The sequence below is a fragment of the Agrobacterium sp. A3-95 genome, assembly GCF_053521785.1.
The window spans coordinates 39,812-64,024 of the sequence record NZ_JBNWDR010000015.1 but is presented as its reverse complement, the minus strand read 5'-3'; the positions used below and the strand labels follow the sequence as shown (position 1 = coordinate 64,024).

General features: G+C 58.5%; 23 protein-coding genes. 3 read left to right on the top strand and 20 right to left on the bottom strand.

Annotated features, from left to right (window positions below; all coding sequences use genetic code 11):
- Positions 1–54: 54 nt before the first annotated feature.
- The 7 genes from nac to ACQZ5Y_RS26835 all read right to left on the bottom strand — a co-directional run bounded on the left by nac (position 55) and on the right by ACQZ5Y_RS26835 (position 7,020).
- On the bottom strand, positions 55–993 hold the full coding sequence (gene nac, locus ACQZ5Y_RS26865) for a nitrogen assimilation transcriptional regulator NAC (RefSeq protein ID WP_065662822.1): 939 nt from the start codon (positions 991–993) through the stop codon (positions 55–57).
- Positions 994–1,158: 165 nt separating this feature from the next.
- The gene (locus ACQZ5Y_RS26860; protein WP_060641957.1) at positions 1,159–2,367 is read right to left on the bottom strand and encodes an aspartate transaminase; all 1,209 of its coding nucleotides are present in this window, start codon (positions 2,365–2,367) and stop codon (positions 1,159–1,161) included.
- Between the two features lie 36 nt (positions 2,368–2,403).
- On the bottom strand, positions 2,404–3,147 hold the full coding sequence (locus ACQZ5Y_RS26855; protein ID WP_060641956.1) for a branched-chain amino acid ABC transporter ATP-binding protein: 744 nt from the start codon (positions 3,145–3,147) through the stop codon (positions 2,404–2,406).
- Positions 3,137–3,910: an ABC transporter ATP-binding protein gene (locus tag ACQZ5Y_RS26850; protein WP_060641955.1), complete on the bottom strand. Its 774-nt coding sequence runs from the start codon at positions 3,908–3,910 to the stop codon at positions 3,137–3,139. Before ACQZ5Y_RS26850 ends, ACQZ5Y_RS26855 begins: the two co-directional genes overlap by 11 nt.
- On the bottom strand, positions 3,907–4,893 hold the full coding sequence (locus ACQZ5Y_RS26845; RefSeq protein WP_060641954.1) for a branched-chain amino acid ABC transporter permease: 987 nt from the start codon (positions 4,891–4,893) through the stop codon (positions 3,907–3,909). The genes ACQZ5Y_RS26850 and ACQZ5Y_RS26845 overlap by 4 nt, the downstream gene beginning before the upstream one ends.
- 42 nt (positions 4,894–4,935) lie before the next feature.
- The gene (locus ACQZ5Y_RS26840) at positions 4,936–5,808 is read right to left on the bottom strand and encodes a branched-chain amino acid ABC transporter permease (RefSeq protein ID WP_060641953.1); all 873 of its coding nucleotides are present in this window, start codon (positions 5,806–5,808) and stop codon (positions 4,936–4,938) included.
- Positions 5,809–5,829: 21 nt separating this feature from the next.
- Positions 5,830–7,020: an ABC transporter substrate-binding protein gene (locus ACQZ5Y_RS26835; protein ID WP_060642080.1), complete on the bottom strand. Its 1,191-nt coding sequence runs from the start codon at positions 7,018–7,020 to the stop codon at positions 5,830–5,832.
- 299 nt (positions 7,021–7,319) lie between these two features.
- Here ACQZ5Y_RS26835 and ACQZ5Y_RS26830 point away from each other — a divergent pair, with 299 nt between their 5' ends.
- Positions 7,320–7,460 (top strand): DUF1127 domain-containing protein, encoded by a 141-nt coding sequence (locus tag ACQZ5Y_RS26830; protein WP_102024263.1) that lies wholly within the window; start codon positions 7,320–7,322, stop codon positions 7,458–7,460.
- A 736-nt stretch (positions 7,461–8,196) separates the two neighbouring features.
- Here the strand turns inward: ACQZ5Y_RS26830 and ACQZ5Y_RS26825 are convergent.
- Complete coding sequence (locus ACQZ5Y_RS26825; RefSeq protein ID WP_060641952.1) at positions 8,197–9,288, bottom strand: rhodanese-like domain-containing protein; 1,092 nt, start codon at positions 9,286–9,288, stop codon at positions 8,197–8,199.
- Positions 9,289–9,329: 41 nt separating this feature from the next.
- Positions 9,330–10,937 carry an ABC transporter substrate-binding protein gene (locus ACQZ5Y_RS26820; protein WP_112402037.1) on the bottom strand — a complete coding sequence of 536 codons (1,608 nt, stop codon included), beginning with the start codon at positions 10,935–10,937 and terminating at the stop codon, positions 9,330–9,332.
- A 399-nt stretch (positions 10,938–11,336) separates the two neighbouring features.
- Here ACQZ5Y_RS26820 and ACQZ5Y_RS26815 point away from each other — a divergent pair, with 399 nt between their 5' ends.
- Complete coding sequence (locus ACQZ5Y_RS26815) at positions 11,337–12,179, top strand: NADPH-dependent oxidoreductase (protein WP_112524616.1); 843 nt, start codon at positions 11,337–11,339, stop codon at positions 12,177–12,179.
- Between the two features lie 287 nt (positions 12,180–12,466).
- On the opposite strand, the gene ACQZ5Y_RS26810 is transcribed toward ACQZ5Y_RS26815, so the two are convergent.
- The 9 genes from ACQZ5Y_RS26810 to ACQZ5Y_RS26770 form a co-directional block, all read right to left on the bottom strand.
- A complete protein-coding gene (locus ACQZ5Y_RS26810; protein WP_112524619.1) occupies positions 12,467–13,690 on the bottom strand; it encodes a metal-dependent hydrolase family protein in 1,224 nt (407 codons plus the stop codon).
- Between the two features lie 21 nt (positions 13,691–13,711).
- Positions 13,712–14,176: a GAF domain-containing protein gene (locus tag ACQZ5Y_RS26805; protein ID WP_019567208.1), complete on the bottom strand. Its 465-nt coding sequence runs from the start codon at positions 14,174–14,176 to the stop codon at positions 13,712–13,714.
- Entirely contained in the window at positions 14,173–15,084 is a 912-nt protein-coding gene (locus tag ACQZ5Y_RS26800) for a branched-chain amino acid ABC transporter permease (protein WP_019567207.1), read from the bottom strand. The genes ACQZ5Y_RS26805 and ACQZ5Y_RS26800 overlap by 4 nt, the downstream gene beginning before the upstream one ends.
- Complete coding sequence (locus ACQZ5Y_RS26795) at positions 15,084–15,947, bottom strand: branched-chain amino acid ABC transporter permease (RefSeq protein WP_112524622.1); 864 nt, start codon at positions 15,945–15,947, stop codon at positions 15,084–15,086. The genes ACQZ5Y_RS26800 and ACQZ5Y_RS26795 overlap by 1 nt, the downstream gene beginning before the upstream one ends.
- A gap of 7 nt (positions 15,948–15,954) precedes the next feature.
- Positions 15,955–17,160 (bottom strand): ABC transporter substrate-binding protein, encoded by a 1,206-nt coding sequence (locus ACQZ5Y_RS26790; RefSeq protein WP_112524625.1) that lies wholly within the window; start codon positions 17,158–17,160, stop codon positions 15,955–15,957.
- Positions 17,161–17,205: 45 nt separating this feature from the next.
- Positions 17,206–17,907 (bottom strand): ABC transporter ATP-binding protein, encoded by a 702-nt coding sequence (locus tag ACQZ5Y_RS26785; RefSeq protein WP_019567204.1) that lies wholly within the window; start codon positions 17,905–17,907, stop codon positions 17,206–17,208.
- A 2-nt stretch (positions 17,908–17,909) separates the two neighbouring features.
- Positions 17,910–18,674 carry an ABC transporter ATP-binding protein gene (locus ACQZ5Y_RS26780; protein WP_019567203.1) on the bottom strand — a complete coding sequence of 255 codons (765 nt, stop codon included), beginning with the start codon at positions 18,672–18,674 and terminating at the stop codon, positions 17,910–17,912.
- Complete coding sequence (locus ACQZ5Y_RS26775) at positions 18,671–19,330, bottom strand: TetR/AcrR family transcriptional regulator (RefSeq protein ID WP_003519311.1); 660 nt, start codon at positions 19,328–19,330, stop codon at positions 18,671–18,673. The genes ACQZ5Y_RS26780 and ACQZ5Y_RS26775 overlap by 4 nt, the downstream gene beginning before the upstream one ends.
- Positions 19,331–19,854: 524 nt before the next feature.
- Complete coding sequence (locus tag ACQZ5Y_RS26770; RefSeq protein ID WP_060641947.1) at positions 19,855–20,760, bottom strand: LysR family transcriptional regulator; 906 nt, start codon at positions 20,758–20,760, stop codon at positions 19,855–19,857.
- A gap of 121 nt (positions 20,761–20,881) precedes the next feature.
- Between ACQZ5Y_RS26770 and ACQZ5Y_RS26765 the strand changes: the two genes are divergently transcribed.
- Complete coding sequence (locus tag ACQZ5Y_RS26765) at positions 20,882–21,937, top strand: aldo/keto reductase (RefSeq protein WP_080802186.1); 1,056 nt, start codon at positions 20,882–20,884, stop codon at positions 21,935–21,937.
- A gap of 100 nt (positions 21,938–22,037) precedes the next feature.
- Here ACQZ5Y_RS26765 and ACQZ5Y_RS26760 read toward each other — a convergent pair whose 3' ends face one another.
- Positions 22,038–22,412 (bottom strand): VOC family protein, encoded by a 375-nt coding sequence (locus ACQZ5Y_RS26760; protein WP_112524631.1) that lies wholly within the window; start codon positions 22,410–22,412, stop codon positions 22,038–22,040.
- A gap of 187 nt (positions 22,413–22,599) precedes the next feature.
- Positions 22,600–24,048, bottom strand: coding sequence for an FAD/NAD(P)-binding protein (locus ACQZ5Y_RS26755; protein WP_112392118.1), 1,449 nt, complete (start codon positions 24,046–24,048; stop codon positions 22,600–22,602).
- Positions 24,049–24,213 lie beyond the last annotated feature (165 nt).

Below are 24,213 nucleotides of genomic sequence, written 5' to 3'. Positions count from 1 at the left end.
GGCCTTTGCCAACACAACCTCGGTCTGGCGCCATAGGGTTTGCTTATAGCGAATTCACACGGCACGAATGCCCGGATGATGCCCACTCTTCAGCTTCGTCACGATTTCGAGAAGCACTGAACGCGCCGCCAGCGCCGGTTCCGACAGCGGCATGTGATCGGAGACGCAAAGCGACACCGTGGCATCGATGACTGGGGTTGTGAGGGGATGCAGCTGCGCGCCGCTGAAGCTCGCGGTTTCCAGTACAACCGAGGCCGGAAGGATGGTCGAGCCGAGGCCATCCAGTACCGCGGCCCCCAGCGCAGGCACCGATTCCAGTTCTGAAATCACCTCCGGCTTCGCGCGCGCCCGTGCCAGGCCCTCATCGATGAGCCGGCGAAGGAAATGCGCCTTGCTTGGCAGCAGCATCGGCCGGCCATCGAGCACTGAGAGGGGAAGCGGCTGACCGGGTTCGGCAGGCAACACCATGTCGACAGGCGAGACAAGGAACATCTCTTCGCGAAACAGCGGTTCCAGCGTCACGCCCTTGATCGGATCGGACGTGTAGATGAGTGCCATGTCCATTTTGCCGGTCATGATCAACTCGCTGAGGATATGGCCGAAGCTGTCGTTTATATGAACCGTGATGGCAGGAAATCGCGCCCGCATCTCCTTGATGAGCGGCAACGATAGCGCACTCGACGAGGAATATGTCGCGAGTCCGATGGAGACGCGGCCGGAAAGCGAGCGCGTCGAGCGGTCAATGTCAGTCTGCGCCTGCTCGATCTGCTTCAGCATGATCTGTGCATGGCGGTAAAGGATCAAGCCGGCTTCGGTTGGCGTGATGCCGACATTGCTGCGCAGCAGAAGCTGGTGCTTGAAGTGTTGCTCCAGCGAGGCGATCTGCTGAGACAGCGCTGGCTGGGCTACGCGAAGGATGCTGGCGGCACGCGAAACGCTGCCGGTATCGACGATCTTTACGAAGCTTTTGAGTTTTTTGAAGTCGACGCTCATCGGTCCCCACTTTATGCGGAAACCCTAGCGCATCGGCGCAGAAACAGAAATCGATTTCTGCAGCGAGAGTACGTAATTTCAATGGGATAGAGTGCTTTTGCCTTCATCCGACGATCAAACTCTGTGGGACGCGCAAAAGAATCCTTCTGCGCGTCCGATCTGTTTTTAACGCAGCGCCGCCACAGCACGTTCGATGCGGTTGCAGGCATCCTCAAGCACGTCCATTGAGGTGGCGAAGGAAATGCGGAAATAGGGCGAGAGCCCGTAGGCGGCGCCCTGAAGAGCCGCCACACCGACGCTGTCGAGGAGATAGAGGACAAAGTCGAGGTCGTTTTCGATCACCTTGCCATCCGCCGTGGTCTTGCCGATCACGCCGGCGCAGCTTGGATAGAGATAGAATGCCCCATCCGGAACCGTGCAGGAGAGGCCGGGGATGGCGTTCAGGCGCTCACAGGCGTAGTCGCGCCGCTTTTTGTAGACCGCAATGCTTTCCGTCACGAATGTCTGGTCACCCGAAAGCGCATGGGCTGCGGCAGCCTGGCTGACGGAGGACGGGCAGGATGACATCTGCGATTGCAACTTGTTGATAGCGGCAATGAGTGCTGCCGGCCCTGCCCCATAACCGATCCGCCATCCTGTCATGGCATAGGACTTGGAAACGCCATTGGTCAGTAGCACCCGATCCTTCAGTTCCGGAACGACGGCTACAAGGGTCTTCATCGGCTCGTCCTTGAACCAGACCTGATCGTAAATATCGTCGGAAAGCACCATGACATTGGGATGGCGAAGCAGCACCTCACCTAGCGCTTTCAGCTCCGCCTCGCTGTAGGCCGCACCCGTCGGGTTCGAGGGAGCGTTGAGGATTAGCCACATCGTCTTTGGTGTGATCGCCGCTTCAAGCGCCTTAGCTGTCAGTTTGAACCCCGTCTCCTCCGGGCAGGCGACGATGACGGGCGTGCCATCATTGGCGATGACCATGTCAGGATAAGACACCCAGTAGGGAGCTGGGATGATGACTTCCGCGCCGTTTTCCACACTTGCCATCAGCGCCAGAAACAGGATCTGCTTGGCGCCGCCGCCCACGCAGATTTCACTATCGCCATAGGTAATGTCGAGACGTTTCTGGAAGTCATCGATGATCGCCTTGCGAAGCGCGGGCGTGCCGTTGACCGAAGTGTATTTGGTTTCGCCCCTGTCTATGGCCGCATGCGCCGCTGCCTTGACGGCCTCGGGCGTATCGAAGTCCGGCTCGCCAACCGTCAGGTCGGCGATGTCGCGACCTGCGGCCTTCAGCTCCCGGGCGCGGGCCGCAGCCGCCGTGCTCGGCGATACCTTAATTCTCGACACGCGTGATGCAGGCACAAAAGTGCTCATGGGATTTCCTCGTCTGGATTGATGGCTATGGGCTTGTCAGTGCGCAGCTTCGAGTTCGCCGCGCATCTTTCCGGTCAGGAAAAGTTCGCCGAGTTCGTCATGGGTGATCTCCGCTGGCGTGCCGTCCCAGATCACCTTGCCGAGACGGAGGATGACCGCACGCTGCGCCACCTCCATAGCCTTCTTGGTGTTCTGCTCGACCAGCAGGATGGTCATGCCGTTGGCATGCAGACGCAGGAGCTCGTCGAACACGATGCCGATAGCGGCCGGTGACAGACCGACCGAGGGCTCGTCGACCAGAAGCACCTTCGGCCGCTGCAGAACCGCCATCGCCACTTCGAGCAATTGCTGCTCGCCGCCGGACATGTTGCCTGCAAGCGTCGAGCGCCGCGTCTTCAGGATCGGAAAAAGGTCGTAGACATAGTCCCGATCCGCCTTCACCTTGGCATCACGGATAGTATAGGCGGCCATCTGCAGGTTTTCGTCGACAGTCATGACCGGGAAGTTGCAACGGCCCTGCGGCACGAAAGATATCCCCTCGCCCAGAATGGCCCGGGAGGTAGATCCGGCAATGTTCTTGCCGCGCCAGTCGATGCCGCCTTCCTTGATCGTCGTCATGCCGTAGAGCGTCTTGAGCAGAGTGGATTTACCCGCGCCGTTCGGCCCCATGAGGGCCACGAATTGCCCGCCCGGCACCTCCAGATCGACGCCGTTCAGGATATCGAGATTGCCGTATCCCGCGCGCAGGCTCCTGATGGAAAGATTGCTGTTAGCCTCCAAGATAGGCCTCCCTCACACGCTGGTCCTTGATGATGTCATGGGGCAGCCCTTCGACCAGTTTCGTTCCCTGATCGAGCACCACCACGCGCTGGCAGATGCTGGTGACGACATCGATATTGTGTTCGATGACGAGGAAGCTGACGCCCAGCGATTTGTTCGCATACTGGATCGTCTCCACCACGCGCTCGATGATCTTCGGATTGATGCCCGCCATCGGCTCGTCCAAGAGGATAATCTTCGGTTCCGGCATCAGCATCGACGCGAACTGAATGAGTTTCTGCTGGCCACCGGAAAGATTGCCGGCCGGCTGATGGCGAACGTCCCACAGCCCTGCCATCTTGATCAGCTCGCGCGCCCGTTCCCGGAGCCCGGCCACGCGGCGGCGCGACATGCCGCCGAGACCGAATGTGGAAAGCAGCGAGGGAAAGGTGAACATCTGGCCGGCGATTACAAGGTTCTCCTCAACGTCGAGCGCCTTGAAGGTGACCGTCTTCTGGAACGACCGCAACATGCGGCCTTCGCGGGCGATGCGGTTGAGCGACCAGCCGGTGATGTCCTGTCCGTCCAGTATCACCTTGCCGGTGTCCGGCCGGGCAAGTCCGGTGCTGCAATCGAAGAAGGTAGACTTGCCGGAACCGTTCGGGCCGATCAGCCCGGCAATCTCGCCGCGATTGATGTGCATGCTGACATCGTTGACCGCCTTGACCGCACCATAGGACTTACTGAGGTTCTTTATCTCGAGGATGGGAAGATGAGCCGTCATTTCGAACCTCCGATCGCGTTCCAGAAGCGATTGATCAAGGGGGCGAAACCTTGTCTGAACCAGAAGACGAGAACAAGAAGGCAGAACCCGTAGGCGATCATCCGCACTTCAGGAGCGACGCGAAGGGCCTCGGTCAGTCCCACGAAGAGCAGGCTGCCGAAGACGGTTCCCGAAATCATGCCTGCACCGCCGCCGAGCACGATGATCAGCATCGTCGTCGAATAATACATCTGGAAAGTCAGCGGGCTGACCACCGTCAGATAATGGGCGTAAAGGCAGCCCCCTACTCCGGCAAAAACGGCGCTCAGCATGAAGACGATCAGCTTATAGCGCCAGGTCGGGACGCCGAGGGATTCCGCCAGCGTCTCGTTTTCACGGATGGCGACCATGTTGCGGCCCGCCGGCGAGCGGACGATTGCCCATGCTGCAAGCGTTCCGAGTACGCAGATGGCAAGCGCGAGATAATAGAAATTGGTGGTTCCGCTGACGGTGAAGGAAAGCGGGCCAAGTTCGAAATAAGGTTTGGGGATGCCAGAAAGGCCCATGTCGCCACGGGTCAGCGAAATCCAATTCTTGGCAATCGCCTGGCCGATGATGACGAAACCAAGCGTACACATGACGAAGGATGTTGAACGAAGACGCAGCGCCGGAATGCCGAGCGGCAGGGCGATTGCACCGGTAACGAGGCCGGAGGCGATGAGGTTCACGTAAAACGGCGTATCGTAATGGACCGCCAGAAGGCCTGCCGTATAGGCTCCTATGCCGAAGAACGCCGCCTGCGCCAGCGACAGCAGACCGGTGTAACCGACGAGCAGGTTGAGCCCGTGCGCCGGCAACATGAAGATGAGCGCAATGATGAGCGAGTGTGTGACGTAGCGCGTGCCGATGAAGGGCGCGGCAAGTGCGACGACGATCAGGACGGCGGCAAGCGGAATGCGCAGATCGCGGCGACGTGCCTGGGGAACGGTGTCGGTGAGAGACATGTCTAGTCCTCAAAATTCGAGAAAACTCGGCAGGCGCGACTTCTAAAAGCGCGCCTGCGTCGAAAACAGGCCGTGTGGGCGCCACATCAGCATCAGGATCAGCGTCGCGAACCCCACAGTGTCGCGGAACTGCAACCCCACATAGGTGGCGACGAGACTTTCAGCGATGCCGAGGATCATGGCCGCGAAGAAGGTTCCCCGCACGTTTCCAAGGCCGCCCATGATGATGATCGGCAGGGTCTTGAAGGTGATGAGTTCACCCATGCCCCCATAAACGCTGACATTGACCGGAGCGGTCAGAACGCCCGAGAGTGCAGCGAGCGCCGCTCCAAGGACGAAGGTCCGCAACACTACCTGCGACACATCGATACCGACCACGCCGCAGCATTCGACGTTCTGCGAGACGGCCCGCATCGCCATGCCGAGACGGCTGTAGGTGACCATCAGTTCAAGGCCGACGAAGACGATGAGGCACACGGCGAGAATGATGATGCGCTGCTGCGCCAGCGTGAAGCCGAAAATGGAAACCGGCTCGATATAACCGCCGGCGAAGAACTTGTAGCCGCCGCCGAAGACGAAAATCACGGCGTTCTGCAGGACAAGCGCGATGCCGAGGGTGGCGAGCACGCCGGACTCCGCCGGCGCCCCCACCATCCTGCGCATTACCAGCTGGCCCACCACATAGGCCACCACCACGGTGGAAAGAACACCGACGACGATCGAGGCCTCATAAGAGAGGCCGAGATAATCGATGGCGAACCACGCCCCGAAGGTTCCGAGCATGTAGTATTCGCCGTGAGCGAAATTGATGGCTCTCAGCACTCCGAAAATCATGGTCATGCCGACGGCGACGATCGCGTAGACGGAACCCGTGACGATCCCGTTTACGACTTGCTCGATAATTGTCGAGAACATGGCTGTACCCCTTCCGGTCTGTCAGTTCGCAGGGTACTGGATTTCCGCCGTGTAGGCGCCCTTGATGCTGGGCTTACCGTTCTCGATCTGAAGCAGGATCATCGGAAGGCGCGCCTGGTTGTGGTCATCGAAGGTGACCTCGCCGACCGGGCTCTTGTACTTGATCTTGGAGAGAGCCTCGCGGACCGCATTGCGGTCGGCGCTTCCGGCCTCCTTGATCGCCTGCGCGAGCAGGTTGACGGTATCCCAATGCACATAGGCGTGATTGTTGGGCGCTTCCTTGTAAGTGGCCGTGAATTTCTCGACGAAAGCCTTACTGGCGGCAGAGTCGAATTGCGGCAGCCAGGCTGCAGCCTCCACTGCGCCTTCCATGGCCTTCGGCGCGGCGGTGATCGTCTTTTCGGTGTTGAATTCGCCGTTACCGATCAGCACGACCTTGCCGGCAAGTCCGAGTTCCAGCATCTGACGGGCAACGATGGGGGTGGTGTCGGCCAGCCCATACATGATGATCGCCTGCGCGCCGTTGTCGCGGATCTTCGCCAGCACGCTGCGGAAGTCGACCTCGCCTTCCTTGTAGTAGTCCTCGCTGAGGATCTCACCCTTGAAGTCGGGCAGGTATTTCTTGGTGAAGGTAATGGCGGAACGGCCATAATCGCTGTCGACCGACAGCACCGCGAACTTGGTGAGACCACGCTGCTCGGCGGCGTATTTCGCCACCACGAGCGCGCGATTCTCGTCCGTCGGATAATTGCGGAAGGTCCATTTGAAACCGCCGACACCCGCTTGATAGGTGATCTTCGGGTTGGAAGAAGCGGCGTTTAGAAGCAGAACCTCTGCATCTTCCGCGACAGGCTGCATGGCGAGCGTCACGGAGCTGGAGACATCGCCTATGACGAAATCCACCTCGTCCTGATCGATCAGGCGGCGGGTGGCCGAAACGCCTTCAACCGGCGTGCCTTGGCTGTCGGCGTTGAAGAGTTCGATCTGCTGGCCGTTGATGCCGCCGGCCGCATTGATGTCCTTCACCGCGAGTTCCGCGCCATGCATCGAGAAAGCGCCATAGCGCGCATTCGGGCCGCTCATCGGCGCCACGAGGCCAAGCCTGATTGTGTCGGCCGCATAAGCGGATGCGGACATGGCCGGCGACAGGCTCAGGATCGGAGCGACTGCTGCGGAAACCAGTAGAAGTCTGCGAGTAATGCCGTGTTTCATGTTCCCACTCCTTTTCGGATTTATCTGTTCCGGCGCTATACCGGGCGAGCTTTTGCCGCTTTTGCGGTTCTTGTCGATCAACGTCACGCTAATCTTCAAGGCAGAGTAGGTTCATCCCCGGACGTTTTGCCAACACAAGTCCTTTCTGCCGCTATAGCGTTTCCTTATGCCGGGGGCCGTTTCTGTCATTCCAGACGCGGTGCTTCGTTTTTTGCATGGCTTCCATGCAGGCAAACGCCTGTATTTTTTGCGTCTGAATGGACATATCTTGTGCAACACCATTGAAGGAACCTATGAAAATGAAACTTCACGACACCGTTCGCAACTACTTCCGCAATCGCCGCGCTATGGCCGAACTTAGCGCGCTCGACGATAGAAGCCTTTCCGACATCGGCGTTAGCCGCTCGCATATCCGTTCTGCCGTTGAAGGCCGCCGCTAAAAAAACAGGATGGCAACTGTATTTCCCAGTCGGTCTTCGCCGATGACGCAACGGCGTGCCTGACGTCTGCCAGTTCTCCGCCTGAACTGCGCGTTTAAGGGGTGACGCCGGTTCCCGGGGGTTACACGTTACGGTTCAGAGGCCGGAGTGGTGATGTAAAGTCGACTTCGTAGACCGGGCGGTACCAGTATGGTGCGGAGAGGAGGAGAAGTCGATGAGCCGGCCCGCCTGTTCAATCGTGGCCAAAATTCCATCTGTCGAGTAATATCTCCACCTTCGCGCTGTCTCCGGTTTGAGCCCGTTTTCGCGGTTTGCCGTCGAAAAGGGTTTTTAAGGCACAGTCTTTTCCATGCCCGCTCCGTTTCAGCCATGCATCGCGCCACGGCGAGGGTGCTGCACTAAGCAGATCCTCCGTAAAGCCCAAGTGACTGCGGTAAGCATTTTTAAGATTGGGATGGGGCTCGGCCAGTTCGATTTTCAGGCCAAAAGTTCAGGCAATGCAAGACCCAGGCTCCCCAGTTCCTCCGGCAGCTGCAGCCTGTAGACGCCCGCCCGTTTCACTTCGTACGCTTCGAAACGAAGCTCGCGGTTAAGATCGTCGCGTATAGCGTCTCTGCCAATTTTGGGAAAAAGCCGCCGAAATTTAGTGGCAATTGTATCAAAGTGTTCGCTGGGTGCCGAGCCTCAGGCCTGGCGAATTCCTGTCTCAATAAACGTTGGCGAAAATCAAGTCGGCCTAGGCGGCTGCCGCTTCGACACCCTGTTCGAAGTCGTGCAGATGAAGAGCGATTTCGAAACCGCGACGTTGCAGCCAATGCGCCACGACCCTGGCGCGTGCACCAAGCAGGTCGTCCACGAGAATGACCCGCGCTCCGCGCACGGCAATTGTGCGATAGGCAACACCAAGAAGCTGCCCGCCTTCCGACGAAATCGAACCTTGCAGATGGGACGCCGCGAACTCTTCCGGCGTTCGAACGTCGAGAAAATAAGTCGTTCGGGTCGTGTCACGCCGCCAAGTTTCGGCTGTTGCCCGATCGATAAACAGCAGTTTGTCATTGTGGGAGAGTGTTTCCAGGCGCGCCCTTGCGGCATCTTTCGCGTTGTCACTGGCAAGCGCATAGATCCGTGAACGCCCCTTTTCCAGTTCAAACCCGTCATCTGTCCAGCCGCGCGTCCCATCGTGCAAATAGCTGACATCGTTTTCAACACCGGCGTCGATCAATGTCTGCGCCCCGAGGATAGCGCGCGGAAGGCCCGCGCAGGAAACGACAACCCTTGTGCCGGGTGATGGCACGAGGTCGGAAAACCGCAGCAGAAGTTCGGCACCGGGTACGCCGATGGCGCCCGGCACGTGCGCCTTTTCATATTCCGCTATTGTGCGGGTGTCGATGACGACAACGTCCTCGCCGGCTTCCTGCCACGCCTTCAGTTCACGGGCGAAAACCACTGGCGTGTTCTTTTCACTTCTCACCTTTTGGGCGAAAGGAACGCCGGGAATATCGAATGTCGGCAGGGCGTCTAGGCCGCCCTCGTTCCACGCCGGGATTCCACCACGGAGAAAATGAATATCGCTCCATCCTTTGGCGGCAAGCCGTTCCGCCGCCCGCTCGGCACTGCCCTCCCCGTCATCAACAAGAACCGTCCGCACGGCAGGGCGCGGAATGAAGCGGTCGATTTCGGTATCCAGGCTTTCACCCGGAAGGTTGGTCGCAAACAGCGGCGAAGCATACCCCACCTCCCCTGCGGAGCGAATGTCGAGAACGGCAAGTTCCTTGCCATCTCTCAGCCACTCGATGAGGCGGTCTTTGGTTACAGCATGTACGGACATTGCATATCCTCCTGACAAATTCTGGTTTTTCGCATCTGGTTTCAAGCTGTCGGATCGAGCCATAGGTCCCCGAAACTCCAGTTCAGCCCTTGCGCGCCGGTGACGTAGTTCCTGACCCGCTTGTGCGCCACGATCTGGCTTCCCGCCGCTACGAGATCGACGGAGGCGACGTCGTCATGGATGAGATGCTGGAACTTGCTCCAGGTTACCCAGCGCTTCTTGGGATCCGGTTCGATGGCGGCCGCCTCAAGAAGCGCATCCGCCTCTGGATTGGCGTAGTTTGCCGCATTGGAAAATGGCAGTCCGATCTTGAAATTCTTGCTCCAATAGGCACGCTGTATGCCGAGCGACGGGTCGAAGGTGTTGGAGAGGGATTCCACCACCAGATCGAAGGCACGGTCCGTGTAGACAGTTTTCAGATAGGTCGGCAGGTCGTATTTGCGGATTTCGACGGCAATCCCGATCTTTTCGAGCTGGCTGCGAAGAACATCGGCATAGCCCGGCGTCAGATACGAATTGTAGGTCAACCGCACGGGAAAACGCTTGCCGTCCTTCTTGCGCGGATATCCCGCCGCATCGAGTAACTTTTCCGCTTCTTTCGGGTCGTAGGCATATGCCTTGACCGAAGCATCATACCAGTTGGGAAGGGCCGTGCTGACGGGGCTGGGTGATATCTGCGCATAACCGAAGAGCGCCACATTGACGATTTCATCGAGGTTGATCGCCTTCGCAATGGCGAGACGCACATCTTTCTTGCGGAAGATTTCGTTATCGTAATTGAAGAACAACTGCTGCTGCGGACCCGCATAGGCATAGGTGTTCGTATCCAGAACGAGATCGGGGTTCTGCTTCAGCCGTTCGAGATCCGCCAGCGGCACGGGGTTGTCGCCAAGATCGACTTCACCCGTTTCCAGCGCCACGGCCCGTGCGGCCGGGTCGGTGATGATGCGAAGGATGATACGGTCGAGATAAGGTTTGCCCGGATCCCAATAATCGGGATTTCGATCGAAGATCAGATGGCTCCCCGGCGTCCATTCAGTCAGTTTGAAGGGGCCGGTGCCGACAGCGGTCTGAAGCGTCTGGCCATCGGCCGGCTTCAGCTTTTCGAAAATATGCTTCGGCACGATAGGCGATTCCGAACTCGATTGCGCAGCAATCAGAAACGGTGCCGGTTTGGACAGAACGATAATGGCGGTGAGGGGATCCGGCGTCTCCACCGCCTGAACGTTCTGGTACGTGATGCGGCCTCGCGGATGCGCCTCCTTGAGGCGGAAAATCGAAAAGGCAACGTCTTCCGATGTAAAATCTTTGCCGTCATGCCATTTCACGTTGGGCCTGAGTTTGAACGTATAGCGCAGATGATCGTCGGAAACGGACCATTCCGTTGCCAACAACGGCTGCGGATTGAGGTCGAAATCGAATGTCAGAAGACCTTCAACGATCTTCGGGCCGATCGCCTGCCCCGTGCCTGACGATGTGTTGATGGCGAAAAGTGCGTTGCCGGGATCGACACGATAGAGCAGCTTAAGCGTGCCGCCGGAGACGGGCCGGCTCGCATCGCCACTTGCGGCGAAGACCGAACCCGGCAGGGCCGTTCCTGCCGTTGCCAGAAGAAGCATTTTGTTGAACTGGCGGCGTCCTATCGTCATGAAAATCCCCGTTTGAAAACGTCGTTTCGATGAGGAAAGCATCAGGGCAAAGCAGCGCATTACTAAGAAGAAAATTCTTCCTGTCGCCCAAAGAAATCGTTACTTGCGGAATTTTATTCCGATACATAGGGAACGGGGCACCAAAACTTGCGCTGGATTACGGCATTGATCTGGATCTTCGTTGCGTCTCTGGAACCCATGGTGAAATGCGAATAAATCTTGCCGACGGTCGTTTCAGACCTCCTGCGGAAATGTTGTTTCATTGAAAAATCGCAAATGAGAAGGACATTGCTCGGCAGATACCTTGGCGAGGCATATCAAATGGCGGGTATTTCGCAGCTCTTCTAATCCGCACCTCGAGCCCATCCTCCCGCGCCCAACTTTATGGAGTTTCACCCGATGACCCTGTCCAGACCGATCACCAAACCGGAAATCCCAAAGCAGCGCGTCGAGGCTCGTTACGGAACGCAGGCCGATTTTTCTCCGCCTTTCTGGAATGATACGATCGACGCCTTGCTGAACCACCGTACCGCTCGCGCCTATTTGCCGAAGGCTCTGCCGGAGGGCAGCCTGGAACTTCTGGTCGCAGCCGCGCAATCTGCCCCGACATCATCCAATCTTCAGGCGTGGAGTGTGGTGGCGGTGCAGGACAAGGAGCGCAAGGCACGACTGGCGGGTTTCACGGGCGGCAACGCCCATATTAAGGATGCACCTGTTTTCCTCGTCTGGCTAATAGACCTCAAGCGGCTGCGAACGGTCGCTTCAAACCATGGCAACAACGCAGAAGGGCTGGATTACCTGGAAAGCTTCCTAATCGGTGCCATCGATGCGGCACTGGCTGCGCAGAACGCTGTTGCCGCTATCGATTCACTCGGTCTTGGTTCCTGCTACGTTGGCGGTATTCGCAACAGACCGGAAGACGTATCCCGCGAACTGAACCTGCCCGCCGAGACGGTTGCCGTCTTTGGCCTTACTGTGGGCTATCCCGACCCGAACGTGAAGACTGACGTCAAACCGCGCCTGCCACAATCTTCCATCCTGTTTCATGAAACCTATTCGGAGGCCGCACGGGATGATCTCGATTCGTATGACGCGGTGCTTAAGACGTTTCAGGAAAAACAGGGCCTGCCACAAAATGGCTGGACAGCGCCCATTGCACAGCGCGTCAAGGACACCGATGCCCTGAAGGGTCGCGCGGAACTGAGCCAGACATTGCGTCGCCTGGGGTTCGGTATCAAATAATGTCCGAAGAGATTGCTTCCGACTGGGTGTCGCCCCCACGATCCCTTGTTAGCCGTCGCGGTCGAAGACGCGGCCTGCCGATTTTTGCGCGTGTCTTAGGTGCGGTCATAGTTCTGGACGACGAAGCCAGCGCGCATTTCGCAGCGGCAATCGCGAGCCGAGCTCGCAAGCGCCCGGCTGAATGACGCGAAGCCCTCGCGGCTTATCGGGCGCGCAAGACCCCGGACTGTTAGACGCCCGGCCTTGGTCGGGCGTACAGAATGTCAGCTGAAGTCGGCAACAGGCAATCAGCGCTTGATGAAGACACCAGCCTTCATGATCATTGGCATATATGCGCCCTGATGGGTCAGCAATGTGAGATCCTCGAGAGGGTTGCCGTCGACCACAATCAGGTCGGCATAAGCCCCCGGCGAAACTGCGCCGATTTTGCCTTCCATGCGCAACAGGCGGGCTGCGATATGCGTTGCCGATGCGACAACCTCTACTGCTGGCAGGACACGCCCGCGAATAACGAATTCTTCCGACTGATAAACATGCATGCCGCCAAGCAGATCGCTGCCATAGGCCATTTGCAGCCCGGCCTCACGCATGATGGTCAGCGATTCCATGCCTGCCAGACGCACGTCATCTACCTTTGCGATGGAGGCGGCAGGCAGCCCCATGGCGGCGCCTTCGCTGGACAATTTGTCATAGGTAACGAGCGTCGGGACGGCGAAAGCACCTTTTTCGGCGGCAAATTTTGCCGTTTCGCTGCCGATGAGGTTGCAATGTTCGAGCGAGTGAACACCGCATTCCACCGCGCGGCGAATGGCCTGGTCAGTATAAAGATGGGCCGAAACATAGGTTCCGGCATTTTCAGCTTCCTCAACGACGGCAAGGATTTCTTCACGGGAAAAACCGAGGAAATGAATGGGATCCGTGGGCGAAGATACGCCGCCATTGGCCATGATCTTGATGAAGTTCGCGCCGCTCTTCAGTTCTTCGCGCGCCGCTTTTCGCACGTCCGGCACGCCGTCACAGATGCGGCCCAACGCACCGAGCGCAAAGCCGCGTGTGCGCGTCTGGTCGTCATTATAGGGACCGCGATAATCACAGTGGCCGCCCGTCTGGGCCAGCGCCTTGCCGGAAATGTTCAGGCGTGGTGTGGGCCACGCGGCCTCAAGGGTTGCGGCGACGAGACCGGAGGTTGCACCGCCAACATCGCGAACGGTAGTAAACCCTCGCGCCAGCATCTCGCCCATGATTTTGAAGGCGCGCACCGTCACCAGCGCATCTGGCAGCATACCATTCTGGCCGAGATCGGCGGTTGAGGCAACGACGTGAACGTGAGCATCGATCAGGCCTGGCATCAGCGTCTTGCCTGAAAGGTCGATGCGCTGCGCCGAGGCAGAGGCAATGTTCTTTTCCACCTCGCGGATGGAACCGCCCTCAACTAGAACCTGAACGGGTTCGGACGGGCGGTCGGCGGTGCCATCGACGATGCGGGCATTTTCGAAAATAATAGCAGTCATAGGTTCATTCCTGGGAAAGTATCAGCGACGACGCGCTTCCAGATAGGCGGGGATGAGAAGCGGCGCCACGGCCTGCGCCTGGCGCAGATGCTCCTGCGTGTAAGCGCCGCTTTTGTCGAGCAGGTTCATGGTGCCGATTGTCTCGCCATCGTAAACGACGGGAATATTGATGACCGCGCCAAGTCCGAGGCTGAAAATCAGGTCGTGATCGTAAAAGGCCCAGATGATGGCTTCTCTGTCGGGACCCAGAAATGCCTCCTGGCGATCTATTACCTTTTCACCCCAAGGCGTTGGCCCCATCTGTTTGCGGCCGAAGACGGGGTAAGCCTCTTCGTTGGTCGAATAAACACGGGCGACCTCCTGACCGTCCCGGTAGAGGAGAGTGAAGAGGCCAAAGCCGATGGTTTCCGAGAGGTGTTTTTCCAGCGCCCTATACAACGTTTGCGGCTGTCCGGGGCTTGAAAGAGCCGCGAGAAGATTGGTCAAGGTGATGTCTCCGTTTTGGGTGCGGGGGCGATACGTTCGGGCAAAAGACCCTGCGGGCGAAGATGCAGCACGCCCAGAAGCGCCAGTCCGACGAGAATTTCGCGCACCGCGGCGACTTGTCCAGGCTGGAGGCCGGGAAAGATTTCTCCAAGGAAGCGTGTCGCCTCAAGGAAGAATACGACGAGGTAAGCGCCGGCCAGCGCGCCGAGCGGCCGGCCGACACCGCCTGCGGTGACAGCCAGAAAGATGTAAATGGTAATCAGCGGCTGGAAGTGGTCGGGCGAGATATAAGTCTGGAAATGTCCGTAGAGTGCGCCCGCAAGTCCGGCGATCGCCGCGGAAAGCGCGAAGGTCTGGATCTTGAAGCGGGTAACATATTTGCCCGCGAATGTCGCCAGTTCCTGGTCCTCGCGAATAGCTTTGAGAACACGCCCGAAGGGCGATCCATCGATGCGTCGCATGGCGAAGAAGACGATGAGAACGATGACGCTGACGAGCGCAAGATAGAACAGGTTGAAACCGTCTATGCCGAGTTCGGCCCGGAAGGGTGCCGGAATGCCGGAAATGCCGTCGGAACCGCGGGTAAGCCAGCGTTCGTTCAGCGCGACCATGCGCACCACTTCCGCAAAGCCGAGCGTGACGATGGCGAGGTAGTCGCCGCGCAGGCGAATGGTTGCAAAGGTGGCGATGACGCCTGCCAGCGCGCCGATGACGCAGGCGAGCAGCATTGCCAGCGGTAGCGGAACCCCCGCTATCGCCACCAGTGCCGAAACATAGGCACCCACGGCGAAAAAGCCGGCAAGCCCCAGATTGACCATGCCCACGCCACCCCAGATGAGATTGAGGCTGAGCGCCAGCAGACCGTAAATGCCGCCGAGCGTGAGCGTGAAAAGCAGATACGACAGCATCACGTGTTCCTTTCACCCAGTATTCCCGCAGGCCGCAGCGACAGGATAAGCAGGATTGTCGCGAAACCGACGGCGGAACGATAGGTGGCGGGCAGCACGAGAACGGCCAGTTCCTCGCCGATGCCGATCATCACCGCGCCGACGACGGCGCCGGGGATCGAGCCGAGCCCGCCCAGCACGGCGGCGGCGAAGATGGACAAGAGCAGGCGCGAGCCGGTCATCGGATCGATGGCCGTATCGAGGCCGAGCAGCACACCGCCAACGCCCGCCAGCCCTGCACCGAGAGCAACGGTGATCATGGCGATGCGCGAGGGATCCATGCCCAGCAATCTGCCGAGATCGGGATTATCTGCCACTGCCCGCATGGCTTTGCCGAAGCGTGTGAACCGCAGCAAGAGAAACACCGCCGCCATGATGGCAATGGCGATCGCCGCCGTCTGCAGCTGCTGCGGGCCGAGGCGCAGGCCGGAAAAACGCCAGTCGCGTGCGACAGGCAGATCGAAGCCCTGAAGATCATTGCCGAAAATGAAGCGGATGACATTTTCGAGAATGAGATTGACGGCAATTGAGGCGATGGCCACGGCCAGTGCGCCCGATGGCCGAAGCCTTGCGAGCGCCGTCTGCTCTGCCACGAGACCGACGATCCCGCCCGCCACGAAGGCGACGAGCGCCGATGGGAACACACCTAGCCCCAGCCTGGTATTGACATACCAGGCTGCAAAAGCGCCAACCGTGGCATAGGCCCCTATGGCAAAGTTGACATAACGCAGCACGGCAAAGATCGCCGTGAGGCCAAGGGCGGGAATAGCGATGAGCATTCCCGTCATCATCCCGTTGAGTATCGCCTGAGCGAGGGTTGTCATCAATGCCTCACGCGATTTTCAGCAGCTTGAGCTTGCCGTCTTCCACCTGTTCGTAGCGGAACTGGCTGTCGGAAATGTCGCCGGTGTCGGTAAAGTCACAGGGGCCGGAGGCGCCCTCGTAATTGACGGCCTTGCCGGCGGCGATCAGCTTTAGGCCATCGAGCGCGTTATCCACGATTTCGCCGTCCTTGCCCTGGGAGACCGAACGGATGGCGTCGCGAATGGATTTTCCGTCCGCTGCACCAGCCTTCGCCATCGCCATGATGATGAGATTGGTCTGGTCATAGACCTGCGTTGTGTAGGGATCGGGATTTTCGACGCCGATCAGCGACACAAGCCGCTTGTAAGCGGTGGACGACTGCGCGGGTGAAGGCGCAATTGTGTAGATGCCTTCCACTATTTCCGCCGGGACACTGTCGATCAGCTTCTGGTTCACCGAATAGGCGAAGGCGATTTTTTTGCCTTCGTAGCCGGAGCGGTAGATGTCCTTCAGCAGAACGGTCGTATCGGCTGCGTAACCGCCAAGCACGATGACGTCAGGCTCATAGGCGAGCATCTCGTCGACCTCACTGCGATAGGAGGGCTTCTTGTCGTCATAGATCATCGATTTGGTTTCACCGCCCGCAGCTGTCACGGCGGCGGTTATGTTGTTAAACTGGCTTTCGGCAAACGGCGTCTGTGGCGAGAAGAAGAATAGCTTCTTCACGCCCTGTTCGACGGCGAATTCGCCGAATTTGCGGCCCTGAAGAATGGTCGTCGGCTGGGTGCGGATGATGTAACCCTGGTGCGGCAGCGCGGTGATGGCGTCGGCACCCGATACGGTGGCAAGCAATGTACCGGATTCCCAGCAGATCGGCGCAACGGCTGTGGTGACGGAGGATGCCCATGTGCCGAGGATCGCCGAAACCTTGTCGACATCCACCAGTTTGCGGGCGGCGCGCACCCCCGCCTCGGGGTTGGTCTGGTCGTCTTCGGAAATGATTTCGATCTGACGACCGAGGACACCGCCTGCATTGTTGACCTCGGCGGCAACAGCCTGGATGGCCTTGACCATGACCGGGCCGTATGGACCGCCGGAACCGGTCAACGGCGTCAGCGCGCCAAGCCGGATCGGGCCTGTCTGCGCCAGAACGCCCTGCGGCAACAGGCCGGTTGCGGCCAGACCAGCGACGCTGACCATGAAACCACGACGATTGATTTTAAAGCTGCTCATGCGTTGTTCCCTTATTTTTAATAATGAATGTCAGGCAATTCGATGTCAGCCACCCAGAAACAGGCGACGGATTTCGGGGTCGGCGGCGAGTTCCGGGCCGCCGCCGGTGGCGGCGTTGCGACCGGTGACGATGACGTAGCCGCGTGTGGATATTTCGAGCGCCTCAAGCGCGTGCTGCTCGACCATCAGCACGGGCAGGCCGGACTGGTTCAGTTCGATGATAGCGTGAAACAGCTCTTCAGCCGCCTTCGGGGAAAGCCCGGCCGTCGGCTCGTCCAGCAGCAAAAGCTTCGGCTCGGTCATCAGGCCCATTCCCATTGCCAGCAATTGCCGCTGGCCACCGGACAGTGTACGCGCAAGCGCTTTGCGCTTGTCAGCAAGGATGGGATAACGACCATAGACGCTCTCGCGCCTTTGCGACATGCCGGAAGGATTACCGAAGCTGGCGATCTCGAGATTTTCCGCCACCGACATGGTACCAAAGACGTTTTTTTCCTGCATCACAAAGGCGAGGCCGGCTTTCGATCTGCCCAACGCATCTTTTCTGGTCAAATCCGCACCATTCATCACCACGCTGCCGCCTTTCAGCGGAACCAGCCCGGCGATCGCCTTTAGCAGGGTTGATTTCCCCGCGCCGTTGGGGCCGATGATTGTAACGATCTCGCCCGCATGCACCTCGACCGATGCGCCTTTGAGAATTTCCTCGGCGGCCCCGTAACCGGCCACCAGGCCTTCTGCCTTCAACATCGTCAATGCCTTCCGCCCAGATATGCTTCCTGAACCCGCTCGTCGGCGACGACGGTATCGAAACTGCCCTCGGTCAATTTGCGCCCTTCCGCCATGACGATGACCGGGTCGCAAAGGCTGCCAATCAGCTTCATGTCATGTTCGATGAGGCAGATTGTGACACCCTCGGCATTGAGGCTGCGCAAGTGATCGGCAATCTCCGCCGTCAACGTCGGGTTGACGCCCGCCATCGGCTCGTCAAGCAGCACGAGCCGGGGCTTCGCCATCAGCGCACGGCCTATTTCCACCAGTTTTTTCTGCCCGCCCGACAGGGCAGTGACCGGATTGTCCAGAACGTGGGTGAGGCGCAACCGGCGGGCAATCGAGATGGCTTCCTCGGCAAGCTGCTCCTCGCGCCGCTTGCCGGCCGCGCTGCCGGTGATGCTGGCAAACAGGCCTTCGCCCGGATGATCCTGACCATAAAGCATCAGGTGCTGGAAAACGCTGAGTTTGGGAAAACCACGGGCAAGCTGAAAAGTGCGCACCAGGCCCGTCGATACCCTTTCCTGCGGGCTGAGGCGGGTTATGTCGACGCCTGCAAAGCTCACGGAGCCGCTGTCAGGCATGTAGAGACCTGAAATGCAATTAAAAAACGTCGATTTCCCGGCACCATTCGGCCCGATCAGCCCGGTAATCGACCCGTCGATCACCTCGATGTCGACGCCGTTCAGAACCCGCACTCCGTAAAAAGCGCGCTCGAGATTTTTTACCTGAAGAAGAGGCTTCATGGCTGGCGCTCCGCATCATCGGCAAGCGTTGCAAAATAAGCCCTCACCTGTTGTTTCCAGAACGTCAGAAGGTTTTCGTAATAGGTCGGGTCTGCCGGTCGCAGCACCGTCTGGGCAATCATGCCCCGGATCAGGCACATGGTTGCGTTCATGACGATGCGCACGCTGGCCGGATCGACGTTGCGATAAGTCGCAAGCGCCGTCCAGATATCGTCCAGCCTGTCATGGAACTCCTGCACGACCGGAATGAGTCCGTTGCGAAAACCGGTATTGTGGCGCGCTTCCGGAAGGTATTCGAGCGTGACATAGAACAGTCGGTCGAACATCGTCTTCCAGAGATAATCGACGATTTCGTCGGTCGAGCCGCTACCGGACCCGAACGCGTCAGCAAAGTCTGCCAGCCGCCGATTGACGCTGGTCAGGTCATCGGCCACAGCGCCGATGACAAGGTCTTCCTTGCTGCTAAAATGATGGGTTAGCGCGCCGCGAGACACACCCGCCCTGCGGGCAATTTCGGGAGTGGACGTCTTGTTGAAACCCGTTTTGTACAGGAGATTAATCGTCGCATCGAAAATGGCCTTGCGCGTATCCTCAGACCGCTCACTTTGCGTGCGTTTACGCCGAGCCGGCTGCTGCAGCTCCTTCCCAGTTACCATCAGTTCCCTCGTGTCGTTCCGACTACTTTTTGTGCATTTGTTTTTGCTGCCGCATTCCGGGCATAACTCAAATCTGCATTAAACTTACAAACAATCAAGCCTGTTTTTAAAGTGCGCGATTTCTTATTTGAAGGCATTGGGAATTGGCGACAGATCGTCGGGTTCTGGTGGGGCTGAAATCTGCATAGCGTCAGCGCCAGTCCGTTTTGACGCCGCAACACAGACGGCCTCGTTGGCAGGGACGAGGCGTTCTATTTTACGCAGGATCGCAAGGAGTTATGTCTTGTCACGACTGCGCGTTTACATGAAAAGATCTTTGGCTTTTGCCGCATAAGGGAGCGGGACGGCCAGGATTTTTCCTTTGGATTTGACGCGCTTTAGATCTGATTTTTTGCGCTCTACGAGCAGATCAAGTTCATTTTAGCTCAATGGCGCGGGACAAACATGCCGGTGCTTGAAACCTAACGCGAGACGTCGACTCGAGTTCGGGCGAGGGTATCCTCCCCGATAGGCGGGTTTCTCTGCTATGTAACTTTGCCTTGTTTGGCCAGGAAATCAAGAAGAGCGCGCACTCTGGAAGGCAGCGGGCCACCCTGCCCTATATGAATGGCATGAAACTCCTCCCGGTCCCCAGGATTATACTCGTCGAGCACTGGCACCAGTCGGCCGGCCCTCAAATCATCGCGCATCGTGAAGTTGGCGAGGCGGGCAATTCCATTTCCAGCGAGTACCAGCTGGCGCAGCGCCTCGCCGTCATTGGCCTGGACACGGGCGACGACTGGGGCAAAAATCGTCGCGCCTGCCGATATTAACGGCCAGCCATCCATCGAGCGGGTGTAACCAAGGCCCAGCCTGTCATGCCTTTCAAGCTCCTCGATAGTCCGGGGCAGGCCACGCCGGTCGACATAGGAGGGAGCAGCGACGATCGTCATTGCAGTATCGCCAAGCCTGCGCGCGACGAGGCTCGAACTTTTAAGCGGGCCTGCTCGAACCGCAACGTCCATTCGCTCCTCAAGCAGATCGACGACAAGGTCGCTTTGTACGATATCGACGGTAATTTCAGGATATCGCTCCAGGAATTCCGGGAGTATGCCGGCGAGGACATGGGTGGCATAGGAGGCGCTGGTGCTCAGGCGGAGGCGGCCACTGGGCACCTCTCCCGCACTGGCGATCCGCTCGGCATCTTCGATGTCTGCCAGGATACGCGTAGCGCGCTCGAAAAAGACGCAGCCTTCCGAAGTCAACTTGAACACGCGCGTCGAGCGATTGATGAGACGGGTACCCAGCCGCGCCTCCAGTCTCGCGACCAGTTTACTCACCGCCGACGGTGTCATTCCGACGCTGCGAGCAGCTGACGAGAAGCCACCGCGCTCGACAACCTGCACGAAGACTTCCATTTCTCCGGATCGATTGACTTCCGCTCGAGCCATCTGGTCCCTGATTTCACAAATGTTGTTCCCGCCCGCAATCTATATCACGAAAGCCGGATCTCCTATCTCTTCCCCATCAGGTGGCGCAAGTCGCTTCCATTTCTCAAGAAAGGAAGACCAGATGGAATATCGTTCTCTTGGCCGATCAGGCCTCAAAGTCTCGGTCCTGAGCTTTGGTGCAGGCACGTTTGGAGGGGCAGGTCCCCTTTTCAGTGCGTGGGGCACGACCGATGTCTCCGAGGCAAGGCGACTTATCGATATCTGCGTTGAAGCAGGCGTTAATCTGTTCGATACTGCAGATGTCTACTCGAACGGTGCATCGGAGGAGGTGCTGGGTGCAGCGCTGGAAGGTCGTCGCGAGACCGTGCTGATATCGACGAAGACCAGCCTGCCTATGGGAGATGGGCCGAACGATGCGGGTTCCTCCAGGTTTCGCTTGATCAGATCGGTCGAAGACGCACTTCGCCGGCTTCGGACGGACTATATAGACATTCTGCAACTTCATGCCTACGACGCCCGGACACCCGTCGAAGAAGTCTTGTCGACCCTTGATACGCTCGTTCGGGCGGGAAAGGTCCGCTACGTCGGCATTTCGAACTTTTCGGGATGGGAAATCATGAAGTCGCTGGCGGTTGCCGACACGTACGGATGGCCTCGCTACATTGCCAATCAGGTTTACTATTCCCTTCTCGGCCGAGACTACGAGTGGGATCTGATGCCACTGGGTATGGATCAAGGCCTTGGAGCACTCGTCTGGAGTCCGCTTGGCTGGGGGCGGCTTACGGGAAAGATCAGGCGCGGCTCTCCCCTGCCGGAGAGCAGTCGTCTTCACGAAACCGCAAGTTTTGGTCCTCCGGTCGATGAGGAGCATCTCTACCGCGTCGTTGATGCCCTTGAAGACGTTGCAAGACAGGTCGACAAAACAGTTGCGCAAGTGGCGCTCAACTGGCTTACAGGCCGGCCCACGGTGTCTTCCATTATCATGGGAGCGCGAAACGAAGAGCAGCTCCGGCAGAACCTCGGAGCGGTTGGTTGGCATCTCACCGACGATCAGATTGCTCTCCTGGACAATGCGAGCGTCTTGACGCCGCCATATCCGCATTTCCCCTATCATCGTCAGGAGGGCTTTGCCCGTCTTAATCCGCCGATGGTAGGTTCCAAGATGCGTGGATGTTGAGCGTAATGTTGCGATTAATGTGGTGGATCCGGCTGCAAAAGTTATGCAGAAAGACCAACCCACAACAGCTGTGAGAATACCAGCAGCTATTGGCGCTGCGTTACTTTGTCGGCTGAGATCGTGCGCTCAGTTTATGTCCGTCCGGATCACGAAGATAAGCGACGAAGGCCCCGTTCGGGCGCTCATTCGGCGGGCTCTCGATCGATGTGCCGCCGTGCATAACACCGGCGTCGTGCCACGCCAGAACATGCTCGCGGCTCAGGGCAGCGATTCCGATTGTCCCGCCATTGGCAACGGTCGCCGCCTTGCCGTCGATCGGTTTCGTGATCATCAGCCGTCCGCCTTCGTGGACATAAATCAGTCTGCCTCTCGCATCCATCTCGCCGGGCTTGCCGCCCAATGCACCGAACGTGGCGTCGTAGAAGTTTCTTGACCGCTCCAGATCATTACTTCCGATCATGATGTGCGTGAACATGGTCTCATCTCCCGTAAGGCAGCGCGCTGGCAGCAGGGGGCGAGCTCCCCCTGAGCCAGGAGCTCGTTTGTATGCTTTCACCGTACACCGTCCTGAGGGCCTCGCAAAGCATGGCGAATTTGATGGAATTATCGTCCCAAGGCTCTCTCAAAGAGTGGAAGAAATGTATTCAAGAAACCCCAGGCTGTCAGCCTTCCACCGTCTGGCCCGTGCGATGCGAAATCCTACATTCATCGATCAGGTCGCGAATACGCTGCGCGACGAAGATTGCATGCTCGGTAACCTGCGGCAGCCCCATCAGTTCTCCGAAAGTGCCGCGTGCAAGCGGCCCGGCAATAAACAGTGAAGGCGTGCTTTCGCCTGAAGCCGATACGGGATTAGACTTGGCATCAACCAAGATGCCAAGCCCGGTCGGGCAGGGTTGCAACAGGCCCGCCTGCTCAAGTTCTCGAAGCATGGCTTGGCTTTGAAGAATGCCGCCATGCGCCGGGCCCGTGGTGACGACGATCGCATCGACGTCAAGCGTTTCGAGAGACTTGGCGCGCTGGGGTCGCAACGTCACCCTGTAGCCGGCGTCTATCCGTGTCACGGAAGAAAGCGAGGCAGCCCGGACATCCATTTGGCCGCTCGCGATCGCCTGCTCCACAGCAGCCTCGACTTGCGGCGCGATGCGAAAGCGATGCACATCCCAGACCGGCCGCAAGTGTCGGGCAACGCGCCGTCTCTCAATGACAGGCAGATTTCCCCATATGTCCCTCCCCTGCGCCCTCAGCGCATCCGCGACGCTATGCCACGTCATTCCCCGTTCCTCTGCTTCTCGCAGCGTTTGGCGAACCTTATGGAGCAACTTGCTTGCAGAGGTGAACGGTTCAGACAGGAAATCGCCGAAAGGCTCCTGCCCGACGGGGCCATGGCCGCGAGACCGCAAGCCCCTGCGAGAGAACGACGTTATCTGGCCGACATGGCCCCGTCTCTTGAGCGAGGCAACCACATCGGCGGAGGTCAAGCCATTTCCGACGATGAGAACACGATCTCCAGTCTCGACGGCGTCGATCGCATCGGTCACGGTGACATCCGCAATCAGCTTAGGATCATCTTTGAAGGGCTGAAGCACCCGAGGCAAAGAAGGTGGTGGATGGCTGACGGCCAGCACGACTATATCCGCAATGAGCGCTGTACCGTCAGACCCCGCAATCTCATAGCGGTTTCCTTTTTGTGACACCGAGATCGCTTTGGTCCGCCAGTGTCTGATACGGCCGTCATCCAAAAACGGTTGAATCCGTGCCGAGACGTATTCGCCGAAGACAGAACGCTTGGGATAAGGCAAGCCATCGTGTCCTATGAGCTCGGCATCGTCACGGGTCGGAATACCGCCAACATAACGCTCGAAATCATCGGGAATATCCGGAAACAACGTCATTCTTGCAGCGGGAACGTTGACCCGATGCGCCGGATCGGTTGCGCTATAGGCCAAGCCACGGCCCAACTCCGATCGAGGTTCGATGACGACAACGGATGTATCAGTCGGGTATCCGATACCCGCTACCAGATGCATTGCCATTGCCGCGCCGGTGAAGCCACCGCCGACAACTGCCACGGTCAGGCGCGCAGAAGCTATGGGAACAAGAGAATTCATTGCCTCTACGTTCTCCCCAAGGAGATCTGTGCCCTGCACGATTGGAAGGCCCTAAAAAGCGTTTTCCGCTTCCTGCGCTTAAGGCTCATCGTCACCACTATTCTATGTTCCCGAGGTTTCCGGCAAAGCTCCTCGTTACGGGGCGCTTGATTGGAAACGCGCTTG